The following is a 17,316-nucleotide window of genomic DNA, read 5'->3' as shown; positions in this document are numbered from 1 at the left end:
TTCTTCCATGGTTTGTTGCTTGTAAGAGCAGCGAACTGAAAATGTTGTGTCTTGACGAAGTCAGGATGCACGCCAGTTATGCTTGGCGGCCATAGCGTGTTGGACCCACTCCTTCCCATCTCGAACAGGACAGTGAAACGACACCGCGCCGATGATAGTGCGGATCTCCCGTGTGAAAGTAGGTCACTGCCAGGCTCCCTACCGAAAAGCCCCGGTCTCAACAGAGACTGGGGCTTTTGCTTTGGCGCGCAGCTTTGGGGGCGCAAATCGTGCGAGTTCGTGCCCAGGCAAAGCAAACAGCCCGCTCTCGCGGGATGTTTCGTTGGGGGAGCGTTAACTGGATCAGCTGCTGGCCGCGGTACTTGCGCACCCAAGTCATATCAATACACGGAAGACCTTCATCCGCTATCTTCCTCATGCTTTGCTAGGGCGCTAATGGAATCGATTGTTACGTCGTTGGTGCGGGCTGCTCTCCCTGCCTTGCTGCCTAGACAGTTACGCCCTCAACCATTCGATTTGCCAACATGTGTTTGAGCAGGATGTTATATCTGTTGCGAGTCTTTTAGCTTTGGTACGCGTTGCATCAAATATTATCCAGCCGCATGTTATTTCTAGTACTAGCAACCGGCCTCGGAAGTGCCATAGAGGTGGCCGACTCTGATCGGCGGATTCGATATAACTATGATAAGTGACCGGTTATCTGCTCTTCAAAGAGCTGCTACTACTTACCCAGGATACACCGTGATTTTGTTATTAAAATCTAGGTAACCTCGTCTCATTAAAAAGAAAAAGCCCGCATCTGCGGGCTTAGTTTCGTTGAGAGAATCAGAAAAGCAAATCCTTCACTTCCTCTTCAATTGGTTCTGTCGTACCACTGGCGCTATTGTCTAGGAAGAGCTCAGGATTTGTGTCCGGGAATTCTGCATAGAAGTACTCATCCCTTGTCCCACGAGAGGTTTCAACTGGCATAACAATAATGCCATCCGGAACGCTGATCGGACGCTCAGGGATGGACTTAAGTACTTTGCCCATGTAGTCAATCCAGATTGGCAAAGCGGCTTGCCCCCCTGTCTCTGAGCCACCCAAGGAACGCGGCTTATCAAAGCCAAGCCAACTGACTGCCACCAAATTAGGGGTGTAGCCTGCGAACCACGCATCGTGGGAGTCATTCGTAGTGCCGGTTTTCCCAGCAAGGTCGGTACGGTTCAAGACAGAGGCGCGGGCAGCGGTCCCAAAGCGCGTAACATCTTTCATTATGCTAGTCATAATAAATGCATTACGCGCATCTAGAACTCTTTCCGAATTCTTTCCTGCAATAGTCGCTTGTGTTTTGGCTAGGACAACGCCTTTGTCATTTTCGATGCGATCGATGAAGTATGCGTTAACCTTGAATCCGCTGTTGGCGAATACACTATACGCTTCCGCCATCTGCATTGGAGTCACGCTGCCGGCACCTAATGCCATCGTTAGATATGCGGGGTGATTTTTCGCGGGAAAGCCAAATTTAGAAATATAAGCCTGTGCATATTCTGGGCCGATCGACTGCAGTATGCGAATGGATACTAGGTTCTTCGACTTCGTTAATGCATCCCGCAGCGACATCATGCCGGCGAACTTGCCATCAAAATTTTTGGGTTCCCAGCGTTGCCCGCCGATGGATGTCGGATCAATCACCAAGGGGGCGTCGTTGATCATGCTGGCCGGAGTAAAGCCGCGCTCAATGCCCGCGGAATAGATAAATGGTTTGAATGTCGATCCTGGCTGCCGCCACGCTTGCGTAATGTGATTGAAATGATTCTTCTGGAAATCGAAACCACCAACCAAGGCCTTGATTGCGCCGCTGTTAGGGTCAATAGCGACGAAGCCAACTTCAACATCAGGTACTTGCCGAATCTGCCATTCGCCACCTATCAGTTGTACACGAATAATCGAGCCAGGACGGATGCGTTGTGCGGGGGAGAGCTTACTACTCAAATGGCGGGATGCAAATTGAAGTGACTTACCTTTAAGGGTAACTAGGCCGTGTTTACTAAGGTAGGCAGTAAGTGATTTATTACTGGCTTGGGTCACGATTGCAGGAAGTAGATCGCCAATTTGGCTAAATGGCGCTAATTGCTCATCGAGAAAATCGCTTGAAGCAGAGCTAATGCCTTTCAATTCAACATAGCTTTCAGGCCCTCGATAACCATGACGCTGATCATAAGCATAAATCCCGGCACGCGATGCCGCTATCGCTGCTTGCTGGTGTGTTGAATCTATCGTGGTGTAGACCTTAAGGCCCTGTGTATATGTAGACTCGCCATACTTTTCATGCACTGCTTGTCGAACCATTTCAGCGACGTACTCGGCGTGTGTATTGAAATTCTCCCTGGTTTTCTGGACCTTCAACACTTCCGCGCGCGCTTGCTGGTACTGTGCATCGTCGATCATGTTCAGTTCGTGCATGCGCCGGAGGACATACTGCTGCCTTAGCTTTGCTCGGCTAGGATTGACAACAGGATTGTAACTTGAGGGAGCCTTCGGCAAACCGGCAAGCATAGCCATCTCGGCGATGCTTAGACCGCCTAGAGGCTTGCCGAAGTACGTCTGCGCTGCCGCGGAAAAACCATGTGCACGTTGACCGAGGTAAATCTGGTTCAAGTACAGTTCAAGAATTTGGTCTTTCGATAAGCTATGTTCAATCTTAAACGACAGCAATGCCTCATTAAATTTCCGAGTGAAAGTCTTTTCGCTGGAAAGAAAGAAGTTTCGCGCAACCTGCATGGTAATGGTGCTTGCCCCAGACTGAGCATGCCCTGAGGCTAAGTTAGACAGCGCAGCTCGGGCTACGCCGATGTAATCAATACCGTTGTGACTATAAAAGCGCTCATCCTCTGCGGCCAGAATAGCTTGACGCATCAACAGGGGAACCTGTGCGATGGGTACAAAGTCCCGTCGTTCCTCGCCAAACTCACCGATCTGAACACCATCTGCGGTGTAAACACGCAACGGAATTTTGGGACGATAGTCCGTCAGAACCTCTAGGGCTGGCAGCTTGGGGTAAGTGAGGGCTACTGCTGCAAGAATAGTGCCGGCCACGGCGACAATCAGTGCACACGCTGCCGCAGCAAGGAGCACTAACCAACGATGCGTCATGAGTTTGTCTCTTGGTGGTTGATGTCTCGCATTCTACCTCGGAGGCTCGGCCGCTGCGCTTTAGCATAAATGCATAATTCGCCTTTACACTGTTCAGGTGGGCTGCTAGCATTTAAGCTGAAACTCGTGAAATCATCACTCCCAACTAAATTATTTAAAGGGAAATTCAAGTTGAATCTAGATTTCCTAAAGCCTAAAGCACCAGCTTTGATTGGCGTCGACATAAGCACCTCTGCGGTGAAGCTGGTAGAGCTATCTGAATCGGGCAAGCATTTTACTATCGAGCGATACGTCATAGAGCCTTTGCCAAAGGACGCTGTTGCTGACGGAAACATTGCTAATTTGGAGGCTGTTTCTGAAGCAGTAAAGCGGGCATGGCGCCTGATGGGTACGCGTGTGAAGGGGGCTGCACTTGCATTGCCGGCTGCTGCAGTGATCACCAAGAAGATTACGGTCCCTGCGGGCCAAACTGAAGCTGAGCTGGAGCAGCAGGTTGAGACTGAGGCAAATCAGTACATTCCTTTTGCACTTGATGAGGTGAACTTGGACTTTCAGGTGCTTGGCGCATCTGCCGCAACCCCTGATGAGGTTGAGGTGTTGATTGCTGCATCGCGCAAGGAGAAGGTGGAGGATCGTGTTGCAGCGATCGAAGCCGCGGGTTTAAAGGCTGTCGTGATGGACGTCGAGTCTTTTGCCACTCAGGCGGCATACGAGTTAATTGAACGTCAACTGCCTAATAATGGGCAGGGTCAGACTGTGGTTATCGTTGATATCGGTGCTGCAATGATGCACATCAATGTACTGCGTGATGGTCAGCAGATCTACTCAAGAGAGCAGGCATTTGGCGGCGCGCAGTTGACTCAGGATATTCAGAGGAAATTTAATCTTTCTGCTGAGGAAGCCGAGGCTGCGAAGCGCAATGGTGGCCTGCCTGATAGCTATGAGCCAGAGGTATTGCAGCCTTTTATGGATTCATTGGCGCTCGAAATTTCCAGGGCCTTGCAATTCTTTTTTACCTCGACGCAATATAGTTCGGTAGACCATATCCTCTTGGCAGGTGGCTGTAGTGTTATACCTGGATTAGATGAGGTTGTGGCCAGCCGTACTCAGGTGAGTACGATGATTGCAAATCCGTTTCTTAACATGAGTCAGTCCGCAAGGATTAAAACTCGGCAGTTGCTGCTGGACGCGCCATCTCTGATGATTGCTTGTGGGTTGGCAATGCGGAGGTTCGATTGATGATTAAAATCAATCTACTGCCTCATAGAGAGCACAAGAGAAAAGCAAGAGTCGCTCGGCTCGGGATCTTGGCGGCTACTTCGGTTGGCTTGGGAGTATTGCTTGTGGTGTCGGCGTATTTGGCATTGAGTGCAAGCATTGCTACTCAAGAAGAGAGGAATGCTTTTCTTGCTGATGAAAATGGAAAGTTAGATAAGCAAATCGCAGAAATTGAAACGCTAAAAAAGGAACGTCAACAGCTTCTGGATAGGAAAAAGGTTGTTGAGCGTCTCCAGGTAAATCGAGGAGAGGCAGTCTCGGTGTTGGATCAGCTGGTTCGCCAAGTTCCTGAAGGAATTTACTTTTCTGAGATCAAGCAGGTAAGTAATTCTCTGCTACTAATTGGGTATGCTCAATCCAGTGCGAGAGTCTCGACGCTCATGCGTAGCCTCAATGATTCCCCAGTCTTTGAGCAGCCCAATCTGATTGAAATCAAGGCTGAGAGCAAAGGCGGGCAGCGTTCCAATTTGTTTCAGTTAAAGGTCCTGATCTCGCGAGAGCAGGAAGTCTTAACTGAAGGTAAGGGCAATAAAGGGGCTGTCAAGTGAATTTAGATGAGCTTCGGAGCTTAGATCCGAAAGAGATTGCTAACTGGCCCGCTCCAATCCAGTTTTCTGCTCTCCTGCTATTAGTTGTCGCCGTTGTTGTTGCAGGCTATTTCGCTTTGCTTGCTGGTCAGATTGAAACTCTAGATCAAGGTAGAGCGCAAGAAGAAGTGTTGAAGCAGGCCTTCTTGGATAAAAAAGCCAAAGCAATGAATCTGGATGCGTATCGGCAACAACTTGCCGAAATTCAAGAGTCATTTGGCGCTTTGCTTAAGCAGCTGCCCAGTAAGGCAGAAATGGAAACATTAATTACGGAAATTAACCAGTCCGGCGTCGGTCGGGGGTTGCAATTTGAGCTATTTAAGCCATCCCCTTCGGAGATCAAAACGCCGGAGTTTGCTGAGCGTCCTATACAGCTGAAAATAGTTGGGGGTTATCACGACTTGGCTGCATTTGCTAGCGATATATCTCAGCTCTCTCGTATCGTGACGCTTAAAGACATGCATATTGCGCAGCAGGCAGGTGGGGCGGGCTTGCTTTCTATGCAGGCTATTGCAAGTACTTATAGATCTCTGGATGCTGAAGAGGCCGTTGAGATGAGAAAAGCTGCTGCGGCAAAGAAAAAGAAGAAGTAAGGGTATGGGGCTAGGTATGAAAAACATTATGCTAGCTGTATTTTCGATTGCATCGCTCTCGGCATGTATCGGTAATGATTTCGACGATCTTAAGGTGTGGATGGATGAGAGTAGTCGTAGCTTAAAAACCCGCATCGAACCACTTCCCGCGCCAAAGCCGTATGAGCCTTTCGTATATGCTGCTTTTGAACTAGTTGATCCCTTCAACCGCAGCAAAATGGAAGTTGCCAAACAAGCTGGGGGCGCGCTTGCTCCGAATCTTAATCGCCCGAGAGAAACTCTCGAGCTATATGATTTAGAGAAGCTCAGAATGGTGGGGACGCTACAGAAGGGCAAGGAAGTGAACGCTTTGATCCGTGCTCCCGATGGCAATCTCTACAGAGTAAAGATCGGTAGTTATATGGGCCAGAATTTTGGGATGGTCACTGGGATTTCTGAGACTGAAACGTCATTGAAGGAAATCGTGGAAGATAGCGGCGGTGATTGGGTTGAGCGCACTAGCGTGCTGGCCCTGGATGAAATGGAGCAGAAAAAATGAATAAGCGGCCCTGGCAAAACTGGTTAAAAGGCTCGCTGTTGCTGCTTATGACTACGCTTGTTTTTGCAGCGGAGCCTAATGCGATTAAGTCCGTTGAGCTTCGGACGGAGAGTGCTGACCGTCAAGAGGTGATGCTGGTAATGCAGCGACCTGTAGCCGCGCCTGCGAGTTTCGTTGTGAATACTCCCCCTCGCGTGGCGTTCGATTTTGCCGACACCGTGAATGATACCGGTAAGGCGACATACCCCGCTGCCGGCGGTAATCTCAAGTCTGTTAGCCTTGCTGAGGCCGGTGGGCGCGTGCGGGTTGTGCTTGGCTTAATCAAGCCAGCGGCTTATGAAACGCGGGTCGAAGGGAACAGGGTCTATTTAAGCCTAAACAATGCCCAATCTTCTATTGGAGGTGCGACGCAATTTTCTCCGGCGCAGAATAAAGGCAAAGAGTCGATTCGTGATGTAGACTTTCGGCGGGGGAAAAATGGGGAGGGGCGTATCTCTATCGACTTGTCTAGTCCCACTATCGGTATTGATATAAGGCAGCAGGGTAAGTCCTTGTTACTTGAATTTGCCAAGACTGCACTTCCGCGGCAATTTGAGCGGCGTATGGATGTGACTGACTTTGGTACGCCGGTTCAGACTATTGATAGTTATGCGCAAGGCGATACCGTTAAGATGGTTATTGAGCCTAAGGGTGCCTGGGAATATTCAGCCTATCAGACTGAGAATCGCTTTATTGTCGAAGTTAAAAATGTCGACGAGCAAGCGCGCCGCCTGGCTCAGCTCGATAAGCCGACCTACAAAGGCGATAAGCTCTCGCTCAATTTTCAGAACGTAGAGGTTCGGACCGTATTGCAGGTCATCGCCGAGTTTACTGGTAAGAACATTATTACCAGTGATACCGTCAGTGGTAACGTTACGTTACGGTTGAAGGATGTCCCCTGGGACCAAGCGCTTGATCTTATTCTTCAGAGTAAAGGATTGGATAAGCGTGAGAATGGAAACGTAATGTGGATTGCGCCGCGTGAAGAGATTGCTTCACGTGAAAAGATGGCTCTTGAAGCTAAGGCACAAATTGCAGATATTGAGCCGCTACGCACCGAGTCCTTTCAGCTGAACTATCTTAAAGCTGAGGACTTGAGGGCGATGCTGCTTAATGAGAAACAATCCTTCCTCAGCAAGCGTGGTAGCGCAATTGTAGAGACACGCAATAATGTCTTAATTGTTAGTGATATCCCGTCTAAGCTCGACTCTATTCGTGCTCTATTGCTGCGCTCCGATGTTGCAGCTCGGCAGGTCATGATTGAGGCACGAATTGTAATCGCGGATGATAATTTCAGCCGCACACTTGGCGCGCGTCTTGCTGTTCGAGGGGATAGGACGCTCGGCGATAAGAATCGCATCGGCATCGCATCCGGCATTAATGATTCCATTGATGTCTTGAATAATGGTGTTAATGCAGCCACCACGACAAATGTCAACTTACCTGCAAGTGCTTTGGGGGGCGTATCTCCCGCGTCTTTGGGTATTACTCTATTGAATAGTAGCGTGGGTGCTTTGCTAAGCCTGGAATTGCAAGCCCTTGAGGCCGCAGGTAACGGTCGAACGGTTTCAAGCCCTAGAATTATTACGGGTGATCAGCAAAAGGCGGTAATTAAGCAAGGTTCTCGTTTCTACATCACCGTTCCCGGACAGAATGGCGCTAATACTTCCGAGGAAAAGGAGGCTAATCTTGAGCTTGAGGTTACTCCTCGTATTACGCCTGATCGCCGCATCTTCATGGAGTTGAAGATCAGTAAAGATGCGTTAGCCTCAACGGGTGCTAACCCTGTTGTTGACACGCGTAGCGTGGAAACTAATGTGCTTGTAAGTAATGGTGATACTGCTGTGATCGGCGGGATCTACGAGCTCACTGAGTCAAACGGCGAGTCGAAGGTGCCTCTGCTCGGTGATGTGCCTATCTTGGGTCATTTGTTCAAGACCAAGACGGGTACGAACACCAAGCGTGAGTTGCTGATCTTCATCACGCCACGCATCTTGGATGATGCGCTGACGCTGCGCTAAGACGGCGCAATCCGCTACAATGCCCGGCATGAATTTGCCGGGCAATTTTTTTCTAGTGGGTTTGATGGGGGCGGGGAAAACCACCATTGGGCGGGCGTTAGCGCGGCTGACCAATAAGGTTTTCTACGATAGCGACCATGAAATCGAGGCGCGCACGGGCGTACGTATCCCTATCATTTTCGAACTGGAAGGTGAGGCGGGGTTTCGTCAGCGCGAGGTGGAGACTATCCGCGAGCTGACTGCTTTGCAGGATGTTGTTTTGGCCACGGGTGGTGGTGCGGTGTTGAACCCGGACAACCGCCATCGCCTTGCTTCCGAGGGTTACGTCATCTACCTACGTGCTTCTCCCGAAGACCTGTACCAGCGCACCCGTTTAGATAAGAACCGCCCTTTGCTGCAAACCGCAGACCCGAAAGGGCGTTTGCAGGCGCTGTACGCCGAGCGTGACCCGCTATATCGCGAAGTTGCCAATCTTGTGGTGGATACCAGCCGCCAGAGCGTGAATCAGCTCGCGCTTCATATCGTCCATGAACTGCAGAAGAAACATGCGAACCGTAGCTGTTGAGTTGGCCCACGCGCCTTATCAGATTCAGATTGCCAGCGGCTTGCTCAAAGACGCTAGCTTGATCGCGGCCTGTTTGCCACAGGCTAGGGTCGCCATTGTGACCAATCAGACGGTGGCTGCATTGTATTTGGAGGATTTGCAGCAGGCTCTGGAGTCTTCAGGGATTCGCACCCTGCGTATCGTGCTGCCAGATGGTGAGCAGTACAAGAATTGGGAAACCTTGAATCAGATACTCGACGCTTTGCTTGAGCATCGCTGCGAGCGCAAGACAACGCTGATTGCCTTGGGCGGTGGAGTGGTCGGCGATATGACGGGTTTTGCCGCGGCCATCTACCAGCGTGGCATGCCTTTTATCCAGGTACCGACCACGCTGCTCGCGCAGGTGGATTCCTCCGTTGGAGGCAAGACCGCCATCAACCACCCGCTGGGTAAGAATATGATTGGCGCCTTCTACCAGCCACGCTTGGTGTTGGCGGACTTGGATACCTTGCAGACCTTACCCGCACGCGAGTATTCGGCCGGCCTCGCTGAGGTGATCAAGTACGGCCTGATCGACGATCTGCCCTTCTTCGAATGGCTTGAGCGGAATATGGCGGCACTGATGCGGCGCGATATGGAGGCGCTGGCTTACGCGGTGGAGCGATCCTGCCAGAACAAGGCGCGTATTGTGGCAGCCGACGAGCGTGAGGAAGGTGTGCGGGCGTTGTTGAATCTGGGCCATACCTTCGGTCATGCGATCGAGGCGGGGCTGGGTTATGGCGTATGGCTGCATGGTGAAGCGATCGCTGCAGGCATGGTGTTGGCTGCCAAGGCCTCGGCCCTGCTCGGTAAGTTGCGCGCTGACGAGGTGGCGCGTATCGAGCTGCTATTGCAGCGCGCAGACTTGCCGACGACTGCACCTGAGCTCGGTTTCGCGCGCTGGATGGAGCTGATGGCACAGGACAAGAAGGTGCTGGATGGGCGTATTCGTTTTGTGCTGATGGACTGCCTGGGTCAATCGGAGCTGGCTTATCTGGATGAGGCGCAATTGCGCGAACTGCTGCACTAGCTTTTGCATTGGCGCTGGAAAAGAAAACGGCATGGATGGATTCCATGCCGTTTTGCTTAGGTGGCGTTGGCTTGCCGTTGCGGACGAGGGTTTTGCCGTTGCCGAGGCACGGGGTGCAGGAAGCGCGCCAATTCGGACAGCGCATGTTCGTAGACGCCTCGCTTGAACTCGATCACCGCTTCCAGCGGCGCCCAGTAATCATTCCAGCGCCAGGCGTCGAACTCCGGGTGATTCGAGGCCCGTAGCGACACATCGCATTCGCGCCCAACCAGCCGCAGCAGAAACCAGATCTGCTTTTGCCCTTTGTAAGTACCGCGCCACTCGCGCCTTACCCAGTGGGTGGGCACATCGTAACGCAGCCAATCGCGCGTACGCCCCAGGATGCGTACATGTTCGGGTTTGAGCCCGGTTTCTTCCATCAGCTCACGGAACATGGCCTGTTCGGGTGTCTCGCCCGACTTGATGCCACCCTGTGGAAACTGCCAGGAATGTTCGCGAACGCGTTTGCCCCAAAATACCTGGTTTTTGTCGTTGCAGATAATGATGCCAACGTTGGGGCGATAGCCGTCTCTGTCGAGCATGGGTATCACCGTATAAATCGTTAAATTGCAGCGATTTTTTCACATTGGCCGAGTGATGGAAAGCGCGGCCGACATCTGTGGCGTCAGATCGCCAGTCGGCGATCGTTGTGCTCGTTCATGCGGGTGAGGTCGGTGACGAATTCGCTGAACTCGAGCGGGAAATGCGCCTCCAGGATGGCGGCGCGCTCCTTCAGGCTGCTCCAGCTCGGGTTGTGGCTGCTGCGCTTGAAACACAGTGCGGTGATATTGCCGCGCTGCCGCGCCGGCAAGCAGAGCACCTGACCGTCGAAGGCGCGCGACAGCCGGTCGACATAGACCTGGAAGCGTGGATCGGAGCCCCACAGATTGACCAGCAGGGTGCCATCCGGCGTTAACCTATCGCGGCAGCGGCCAAAGAAATCTTCGGTAGAGAGTGCTTCGGCGATGCCGGTCGGCCCAAAGGCATCCAGCATGATGATATCGACCGGGTCGAGCAGATTAGCGATATAGGCAGCGCCATCGCCAACCACGACCTGCAGGCGCTCATCGTCGGGCGGCAGGCAGAACATGCTGCGGGCAATGCTGACCACCTGGGGTAGTAGCTCGACCGCAACCACGCGGGTCTGCGGCATATGGTGGTGCACAAACTTGGGTATGGAGCCGCCGCCCAGTCCGATCACCACCATCTGCTTGGGGACTTCCCGGAACAGCAGAAAGGCGAACATGCAGCGGCTGTAACCAAGCACCAGTTCGATCGGATCGCGCACCCGCATTGAACTCTGGATGGCTTCCGAGCCCAGGTGCAGCGAGCGGATGCCGTCCTTCTCGCTGACGTCGACGACCACATCGTCGGCAAACGATTTGTGCATGCGGCGACCGAAGCGCATCAGTGACAGCCTCCGCTGCGATTACGGCTATCGAGGATGCTGAGCTTGGCGAAGGGGTGGGCGTTCTCGTTGCTGGGCAGTTCTGGCGCATCGAAGGCGGTATCGCCGTCGGCGTAAGGGCTGTCCTGAGTTTGCAAGCCCACGAAGTCGAATTGCTTCGGGTCCGCCAGGTGGGAGGGCACCACGTTCTGCAGCGAGCGGAACATGGTTTCCAGTCGGCCTGGGAAGCGCTTATCCCAATCCTTCAGCATCTGACCGACTACCTCGCGTTGCAGATTGGGCTGCGAGCCACACAGATTGCAGGGGATGATGGGGAATGCGCGCAGACCGGCGTAGCGCTCGATATCCTTTTCGCGGCAGTAGGCAAGTGGGCGGATCACCATATGCTTACCATCATCGCTGACCAGCTTGGGCGGCATGGCCTTCAGGCGCCCGCCATGGAACATATTTAGGAACAGGGTTTCCAGAATGTCGTCGCGATGGTGGCCGAGGGCGATTTTGGTGCAACCGAGCTCATCGGCCACCCGGTACAGGATGCCGCGGCGCAGGCGCGAGCACAGGCCGCAGGTCGTCTTGCCATCTTCGATCACGCGTTTAACGATCGAGTAGGTGTCCTCTTCGATGATGCGGTACTCGACGCCGAGGCTGGCCAGGTATTCAGGCAGCACGTGTTCGGGAAAGCCGGGCTGCTTCTGGTCGAGATTGACGGCCACCAGCTCGAAATCGATAGGCGCACTTTTTTGCAGGCTGAGCAGGATATCCAGCATGGTGTAGCTGTCTTTGCCGCCCGACATGCACACCATGATGCGGTCGCCCTGCTCGATCATATTGAAATCATTGATCGCATCGCCAACGGCGTGGCGCAAGCGCTTGGCTAGCTTGTCGAAGTTGTACTTGGCTTTTTGCTCAGCGCTGCTGGGCGAGGTATCGGTGACTGCGGTGTCCATGGGACTGACCTGAAAATGCGAAAGCGCGTGATTTTACAGGGTTTTTTGTCGACTACGCAGCCGTAGCGTGCGCAGAATCCGCGATTCGCTCGTCTCTCCCCGTCGGCTCGACGCTATCGAGTTGCCGGCAGGCCAGGCCGCTGCGCTGAAACGCGTCCCCGCGCACTTCTGCGATGCAGTCCAGGCGGTTTGAATGGCTGCCTATCGGTAGCTCGCGCGATACTTACAGATAGATGCTGCGACCGCCATCCACATTGATGACCTGGCCGGTAATGTAGGGTGCATCCTGGATCAGGAACAGGATGGTGCGCGCCAGATCATCCGGTTCGCCCACGCGCTTGAGCGGGATGCTGCTGGTAATGCGCTGGCGGGCCAGTTCATCGAAGACCGATTCTTCGTCCGGCCAGATATTGGCGCCGGGGGCGACGGCGTTCACGCGGATCTCAGGCGCCAGCTCGCGTGCCAGTGATTTGGTCATGGCCACCAGACCGGCCTTGGCGATGTTGTAGACCACATGGCCTTTCATCGGCCGCTCGACGTGGATATCGGCAATACTGACGATGCAGCCCTGGGTCTTCTTCAGCTCGGGTGCGGCGGCCTGTGCCAGGAAGAGTGGGGCTTTCAGATTGCTGCCAATCAGATCAAGCCAACCGGCTTCGTCGACTTCGCCTACCGGGGTGGGGAAAAAGCTGGAGGCGTTATTGACCACCGCATCGAGCCGGCCGAACTGGCTGATGGTCTGCTGCACCAGCACAGGCAGGCCGGCGATATTGAGCAGATCCGCCTGGCTGATGGCGACCGAATTCGGGCGCTGCAGATTCAGTTCAGCGGCCAGTGCGCGTGCCTCGGTGGACGAGCTGCGATAGTGAAGCATCACATTGGCGCCGGCCCCATGCAGCTTGCGCACGATGGCGGCACCGACGCGCTTCGCACCCCCTGTTACCAATACCACTTTGCCCTGCATCGCTCTGCCTCGTTAAACTGGTCGATCTCGAATGGAAATCGAATCTAACACATGCGCTCCTTACCTGCCCCCGACGCCGAACAGTTGTCCAGTAGCCAGGCGCTGACTGCCCTGATCCGGGATGAGATTGCGCGTGCCGGCGGCTGGCTGCCATTTGCCGACTATATGCGTCTGGCCCTGTACGCACCGGGTCTCGGTTATTACAGCGCCGGCAGCCGTAAGTTCGGCGCGGCAGGCGACTTCATCACCGCGCCGGAACTCAGCCCGCTGTTCGCCCAATCCTTGGCTGGCCCGGTCGCCCAAGTCTTGGCTGCTTGCGGCGGTGATGTGCTCGAGGTCGGTGCCGGCACCGGGCGGCTAGCGGCCGATCTGCTGCAGGAACTTGCGCAGCGCGATGTGCTGCCCGCGCGCTATCTGATTCTCGAACTATCGGCCGATCTGGCCGAGCGGCAACGTGCCACCTTGCAAGCCGCTGTGCCGGACTTGCTGGACCGGGTGCGCTGGCTGAGCGCGCTGCCCACGGACTTCGTCGGCTGTGTGGTGGGGAATGAGCTGCTGGATGCGATGCCCTGTGAGCTGGTACGGCGGGGTGACGTTGGCTGGCAGCGCCGTGGTGTGGTCTGGCAGGAGGGGGGCTTTGCCTGGGCCGATCGCGCCATTAGCGACCCTGCCTTGGCTGCCGCGCTGGTTGAGCTGGACCTGCCCGTCGGCTATCAGACCGAGGTGCAGCTAGAGGCGCAGGGCTTTGTGCGTGCCTTGGAGGCTGCGGTCAAGCAGGGTGCGCTGATCCTGCCTGATTACGGTTTTGTGGCCGGCGAGTACTATCACCCGCAGCGCCATATGGGCACGCTGATCTGCCACTACCGCCATCACAGCCACGATGATCCGTTTCATCTGCCGGGTCTGGAGGACATCACCACCCATGTGGACTTCTCGGCCATTTATCGCGCGGCGATGGAGGTCGGCTGGCAGCTTGAGGGCTTCACCTCGCAGGCGTCCTTCCTGCTCGAGGCCGGCGTGCTCGATTGCCTGGGTCGCCTGGAGGCGGGCTCGAACGACTATCTAAAGGCGACAGTCGCCTTGAACAAGCTGATGAGCCCGGCTGAGATGGGCGAGTTGTTCAAAGTCATCGCCTTCTCGAAGCAGCTAGCGTTGCCAGCGCTACTGGCGGGCTTTGGGCGCGATGATCGATCGGGGGCTTTGTAAGAAAATCGTGATGGGGGCTTGACGACGGTCGCGACCCTCTAGATAATCGCGCCCTCTTCGATGGCTATGTAGCTCAGCTGGTTAGAGCACAGCACTCATAATGCTGGGGTCACTGGTTCAAGTCCAGTCATAGCCACCAGGTTTCAAAAGCCCGTCGCCATTAGGCGGCGGGCTTTTTCCTTATGCGCAAGCGCCGCGTGGCGGGTAAGATAAGCGCTTGATTTTAGAGCGTTTCACAGGTGGATCGATCGTGAGCAAGAAAGTCTTCATCAAAACCTTTGGCTGCCAGATGAACGAGTACGACTCGGACAAGATGGCCGATGTGCTGCATGCCAGCGAAGGGCTGAGCAAGACCGATAACGTCGAAGAAGCCGATGTGATCCTGTTCAATACCTGCTCGGTGCGCGAAAAGGCGCAAGAGAAGGTGTTCTCCGACCTTGGTCGCATTAAGCACCTCAAGCAGCTGAATCCGAATCTGGTGATCGGTGTCGGTGGCTGCGTGGCCTCGCAGGAAGGCGAGACCATCGTCAAGCGCGCGCCCTACGTGGACGTGGTGTTCGGCCCGCAGACCCTGCACCGCCTGCCCGAGCTGATTGCCAAGCGGCGCGAGAGCGGCGCGGCTCAGGTCGATATCTCCTTCCCGGAAATTGAGAAGTTCGACCACCTGCCGCCTGCGCGCGTGGAAGGCGCTTCGGCCTTTGTGTCCATCATGGAAGGCTGCTCGAAGTTCTGCTCCTTCTGCGTGGTGCCTTACACGCGCGGCCAGGAAGTCAGCCGCCCGTTCGAGGATGTGCTGGTGGAAGTGGCCGACCTCGCGCAGCAAGGCGTCAAGGAAGTCACGCTGCTGGGCCAGAACGTCAATGCCTACCTCGGCAAGATGGAAGACGGTGAGATTGCCGACTTCGCGCTGCTGCTTGAGTACGTGCACGAGATTCCCGGCATCGAGCGCATCCGCTACACGACCAGCCACCCGAAGGAAATGACCCAGCGGCTGATCGATTGCTACCGCACTCTGCCCAAGCTGGTGTCGCATCTGCATCTGCCGGTGCAGGCCGGCGCCGACCGCACCCTGGTCAATATGAAGCGCGGTTACACCACGCTGGAATTCAAGGCCATTGTGCGCAAGCTGCGCGAGGCGCGCCCGGATCTGTGCATCTCGTCCGACTTCATCGTCGGCTTCCCGGGCGAAAGCGACGAGGATTTCGAGCGCACCATGAAGCTGATCGACGATGTGCGCTTTGATGCGAGCTTCAGCTTTGTCTACAGCCGCCGCCCGGGCACGCCGGCCGCCGAGCTGCATGATGAGGTGGACGAGGCGGTCAAGCTCAAGCGCCTGCAACGCCTGCAAAAACGCATCGACGAGCTGGCCGATGAGGTGAATCGCAGCATGGTCGGCACTGTGCAGCGCGTGCTGGTCGAGAAAATTTCGCGCAAGAACGAGAACGAACTGGCCGGCCGCACCGACAATAACCGCGTGGTGAACTTTGTCGGCAACCCGCGTCTGATCAATCAGTTCGTTGAAGTACGCATCACGGAAACCGCCACGCACAGCCTGCGCGGCGAGATCGTCACCAAGGAAACCATCGCCGCATGAGCATCCGCCACGCCACTCGGGAATTGCATTTCGCGCCGGTCGACAATGGCCGGCTGGCCAATCTGTGTGGCGCGTTGGAAGAGAACCTGCGTCAGATCGAGACCGCGCTGGAAGTGGACATCGTGCGGCGCGGCGAGCATTTCAGCATCTCGGGGCGGATTGCCCAGACCAAGCTGGCGGCGGAGTTGCTGGAGCGCTTCTACTCGATCTCGCATCGGCCCATCGAGGTGGAGGAGGTCCAGCTCAGCCTGATCGAACTGCGCATGCCGGAAGACGGCTTGCCGGCTGCGCCGGGCGAGGACGGCATGCCGGTGCTGAAGACCAAGCGCGCCGATCTGCGCGGCCGCACCCCGCGCCAGAATATCTATCTGAAGGCGATTCAGGAACACGATATCACCTTCGGCATCGGCCCGGCCGGTACCGGCAAGACCTATCTGGCCGTGGCCAGCGCGGTCGACGCGCTGGAGCGCGACACGGTCAAGCGCCTGGTGCTGGTGCGACCGGCGGTGGAGGCGGGCGAGCGGCTTGGCTTTCTGCCTGGCGACCTGGTGCAGAAGGTCGACCCCTATCTGCGCCCCTTGTACGACGCGCTGTATGACCTGATGGGCTTCGAGAAGGTCACCAAATTGTTCGAACGCGGCGTGATCGAAATCGCCCCGCTGGCCTTTATGCGCGGCCGCACCCTCAACCACGCCTTCATCATCCTTGACGAGGCGCAGAACACCACGCCCGAGCAGATGAAGATGTTCCTGACCCGTATCGGCTTTGGCTCGCGCGCGGTGGTGACTGGCGATGTGACCCAGATCGACCTGGCCAAACATCAGAAATCGGGCCTGATCGATGCGCAAAGCGTGCTGCAGAATGTGCGCGGCATTGCCCTGCATTACTTCCAGACTGACGATGTGGTGCGCCACCCGCTGGTGCAGAAGATCGTCGATGCCTATGACCGGCGCGACAAGGCGCTCAACAAGGCCGAGACCTCGGAGGTCAAGCATGGCTAGATCGCTGCTGCTGTGCCTCCTACTGGCTGCCCTGCCGGCCATGGCGCTGGATGCCAAGGCGCAGCGCGAGATCGACCAGCTGCTCGACTTCGTGGCCCGCTCCGGCTGCCAGTTCGTGCGCAATGGCAGCGTGCATGCCAGCTCTGAGGCGAGCGAGCATCTGCGCATGAAGCTCGCTAAGGCCGGTAATCGCATCCGCAGTGCGGAAGACTTTATTGAACAACTGGCCAGCCAGAGCTATCTGAGCGGCAAGCCCTATGCCGCGCGTTGCCCCGGCAAGGCCGAGCAGCCCAGCAAGAGCTGGCTGAGCAATGAATTGCGGCGCCTGCGCGCTGCCTGAACCCGGGAAGACC

16 protein-coding genes, 1 tRNA gene and 1 rRNA gene are annotated in these 17,316 nt (G+C 55.4%); 13 read left to right on the top strand and 5 right to left on the bottom strand.

Features of this window, described 5'->3' with window-relative positions:
• The first annotated feature begins 81 nt into the window (after nt 1-81).
• A 5S ribosomal RNA gene (gene rrf / locus BT173_RS11830) occupies nt 82-195 on the top strand.
• A gap of 630 nt (nt 196-825) precedes the next feature.
• Here the strand turns inward: rrf and BT173_RS11825 are convergent.
• Nucleotides 826-3,135, bottom strand: coding sequence for a penicillin-binding protein 1A (locus BT173_RS11825; protein ID WP_072428857.1), 2,310 nt, complete (start codon nt 3,133-3,135; stop codon nt 826-828).
• A gap of 126 nt (nt 3,136-3,261) precedes the next feature.
• Here BT173_RS11825 and BT173_RS11820 point away from each other — a divergent pair, with 126 nt between their 5' ends.
• The 7 genes from BT173_RS11820 to aroB are packed head-to-tail and all read left to right on the top strand — an operon-like array spanning nt 3,262 to nt 9,804.
• The gene (locus tag BT173_RS11820) at nt 3,262-4,374 is read left to right on the top strand and encodes a pilus assembly protein PilM (protein ID WP_373279668.1); all 1,113 of its coding nucleotides are present in this window, start codon (nt 3,262-3,264) and stop codon (nt 4,372-4,374) included.
• A complete protein-coding gene (locus tag BT173_RS11815; RefSeq protein ID WP_072428856.1) occupies nt 4,374-4,961 on the top strand; it encodes a PilN domain-containing protein in 588 nt (195 codons plus the stop codon). The genes BT173_RS11820 and BT173_RS11815 overlap by 1 nt, the downstream gene beginning before the upstream one ends.
• Complete coding sequence (locus BT173_RS11810) at nt 4,958-5,593, top strand: type IV pilus inner membrane component PilO (RefSeq protein WP_072428855.1); 636 nt, start codon at nt 4,958-4,960, stop codon at nt 5,591-5,593. Before BT173_RS11815 ends, BT173_RS11810 begins: the two co-directional genes overlap by 4 nt.
• A gap of 16 nt (nt 5,594-5,609) precedes the next feature.
• On the top strand, nt 5,610-6,131 hold the full coding sequence (locus BT173_RS11805; RefSeq protein WP_072428875.1) for a pilus assembly protein PilP: 522 nt from the start codon (nt 5,610-5,612) through the stop codon (nt 6,129-6,131).
• Nucleotides 6,128-8,191 carry a type IV pilus secretin PilQ gene (locus BT173_RS11800; RefSeq protein ID WP_072428854.1) on the top strand — a complete coding sequence of 688 codons (2,064 nt, stop codon included), beginning with the start codon at nt 6,128-6,130 and terminating at the stop codon, nt 8,189-8,191. The genes BT173_RS11805 and BT173_RS11800 overlap by 4 nt, the downstream gene beginning before the upstream one ends.
• Before the next feature lie 19 nt (nt 8,192-8,210).
• Complete coding sequence (locus tag BT173_RS11795; RefSeq protein WP_072428853.1) at nt 8,211-8,756, top strand: shikimate kinase; 546 nt, start codon at nt 8,211-8,213, stop codon at nt 8,754-8,756.
• A complete protein-coding gene (aroB, locus tag BT173_RS11790) occupies nt 8,737-9,804 on the top strand; it encodes a 3-dehydroquinate synthase (protein WP_072428852.1) in 1,068 nt (355 codons plus the stop codon). The genes BT173_RS11795 and aroB overlap by 20 nt, the downstream gene beginning before the upstream one ends.
• A gap of 56 nt (nt 9,805-9,860) precedes the next feature.
• Here aroB and BT173_RS11785 read toward each other — a convergent pair whose 3' ends face one another.
• The 4 genes from BT173_RS11785 to BT173_RS11770 all read right to left on the bottom strand — a co-directional run bounded on the left by BT173_RS11785 (nt 9,861) and on the right by BT173_RS11770 (nt 13,162).
• Nucleotides 9,861-10,385 (bottom strand): RNA pyrophosphohydrolase, encoded by a 525-nt coding sequence (locus BT173_RS11785; RefSeq protein WP_072428851.1) that lies wholly within the window; start codon nt 10,383-10,385, stop codon nt 9,861-9,863.
• An 83-nt stretch (nt 10,386-10,468) separates the two neighbouring features.
• Entirely contained in the window at nt 10,469-11,251 is a 783-nt protein-coding gene (locus tag BT173_RS11780; RefSeq protein WP_084658491.1) for a polyamine aminopropyltransferase, read from the bottom strand.
• Nucleotides 11,251-12,198: a tRNA 2-thiocytidine(32) synthetase TtcA gene (gene ttcA / locus BT173_RS11775; protein WP_072428849.1), complete on the bottom strand. Its 948-nt coding sequence runs from the start codon at nt 12,196-12,198 to the stop codon at nt 11,251-11,253. The genes BT173_RS11780 and ttcA overlap by 1 nt, the downstream gene beginning before the upstream one ends.
• Before the next feature lie 223 nt (nt 12,199-12,421).
• Entirely contained in the window at nt 12,422-13,162 is a 741-nt protein-coding gene (locus tag BT173_RS11770) for a pteridine reductase (protein WP_072428848.1), read from the bottom strand.
• A 51-nt stretch (nt 13,163-13,213) separates the two neighbouring features.
• Here BT173_RS11770 and BT173_RS11765 point away from each other — a divergent pair, with 51 nt between their 5' ends.
• The 5 genes from BT173_RS11765 to BT173_RS11745 all read left to right on the top strand — a co-directional run bounded on the left by BT173_RS11765 (nt 13,214) and on the right by BT173_RS11745 (nt 17,303).
• Nucleotides 13,214-14,368, top strand: a complete 1,155-nt coding sequence (locus tag BT173_RS11765; protein WP_072428847.1) for a class I SAM-dependent methyltransferase — start codon at nt 13,214-13,216, stop codon at nt 14,366-14,368.
• Between the two features lie 62 nt (nt 14,369-14,430).
• Nucleotides 14,431-14,507 (top strand) — tRNA-Met (locus BT173_RS11760).
• A 150-nt stretch (nt 14,508-14,657) separates the two neighbouring features.
• On the top strand, nt 14,658-15,962 hold the full coding sequence (miaB, locus tag BT173_RS11755) for a tRNA (N6-isopentenyl adenosine(37)-C2)-methylthiotransferase MiaB (protein WP_217651457.1): 1,305 nt from the start codon (nt 14,658-14,660) through the stop codon (nt 15,960-15,962).
• A complete protein-coding gene (locus tag BT173_RS11750; RefSeq protein ID WP_072428845.1) occupies nt 15,959-16,963 on the top strand; it encodes a PhoH family protein in 1,005 nt (334 codons plus the stop codon). The genes miaB and BT173_RS11750 overlap by 4 nt, the downstream gene beginning before the upstream one ends.
• Nucleotides 16,956-17,303: a DUF5329 family protein gene (locus BT173_RS11745; protein WP_072428844.1), complete on the top strand. Its 348-nt coding sequence runs from the start codon at nt 16,956-16,958 to the stop codon at nt 17,301-17,303. The genes BT173_RS11750 and BT173_RS11745 overlap by 8 nt, the downstream gene beginning before the upstream one ends.
• Nucleotides 17,304-17,316: the final 13 nt, after the last annotated feature.

The organism is Chitinimonas taiwanensis DSM 18899, from assembly GCF_900119825.1.
GTDB lineage: Bacteria > Pseudomonadota > Gammaproteobacteria > Burkholderiales > Chitinimonadaceae > Chitinimonas > Chitinimonas taiwanensis.
The sequence above is the reverse complement of the archived record's forward strand: the minus strand, read 5'-3'. Positions and strand labels throughout refer to the sequence as shown.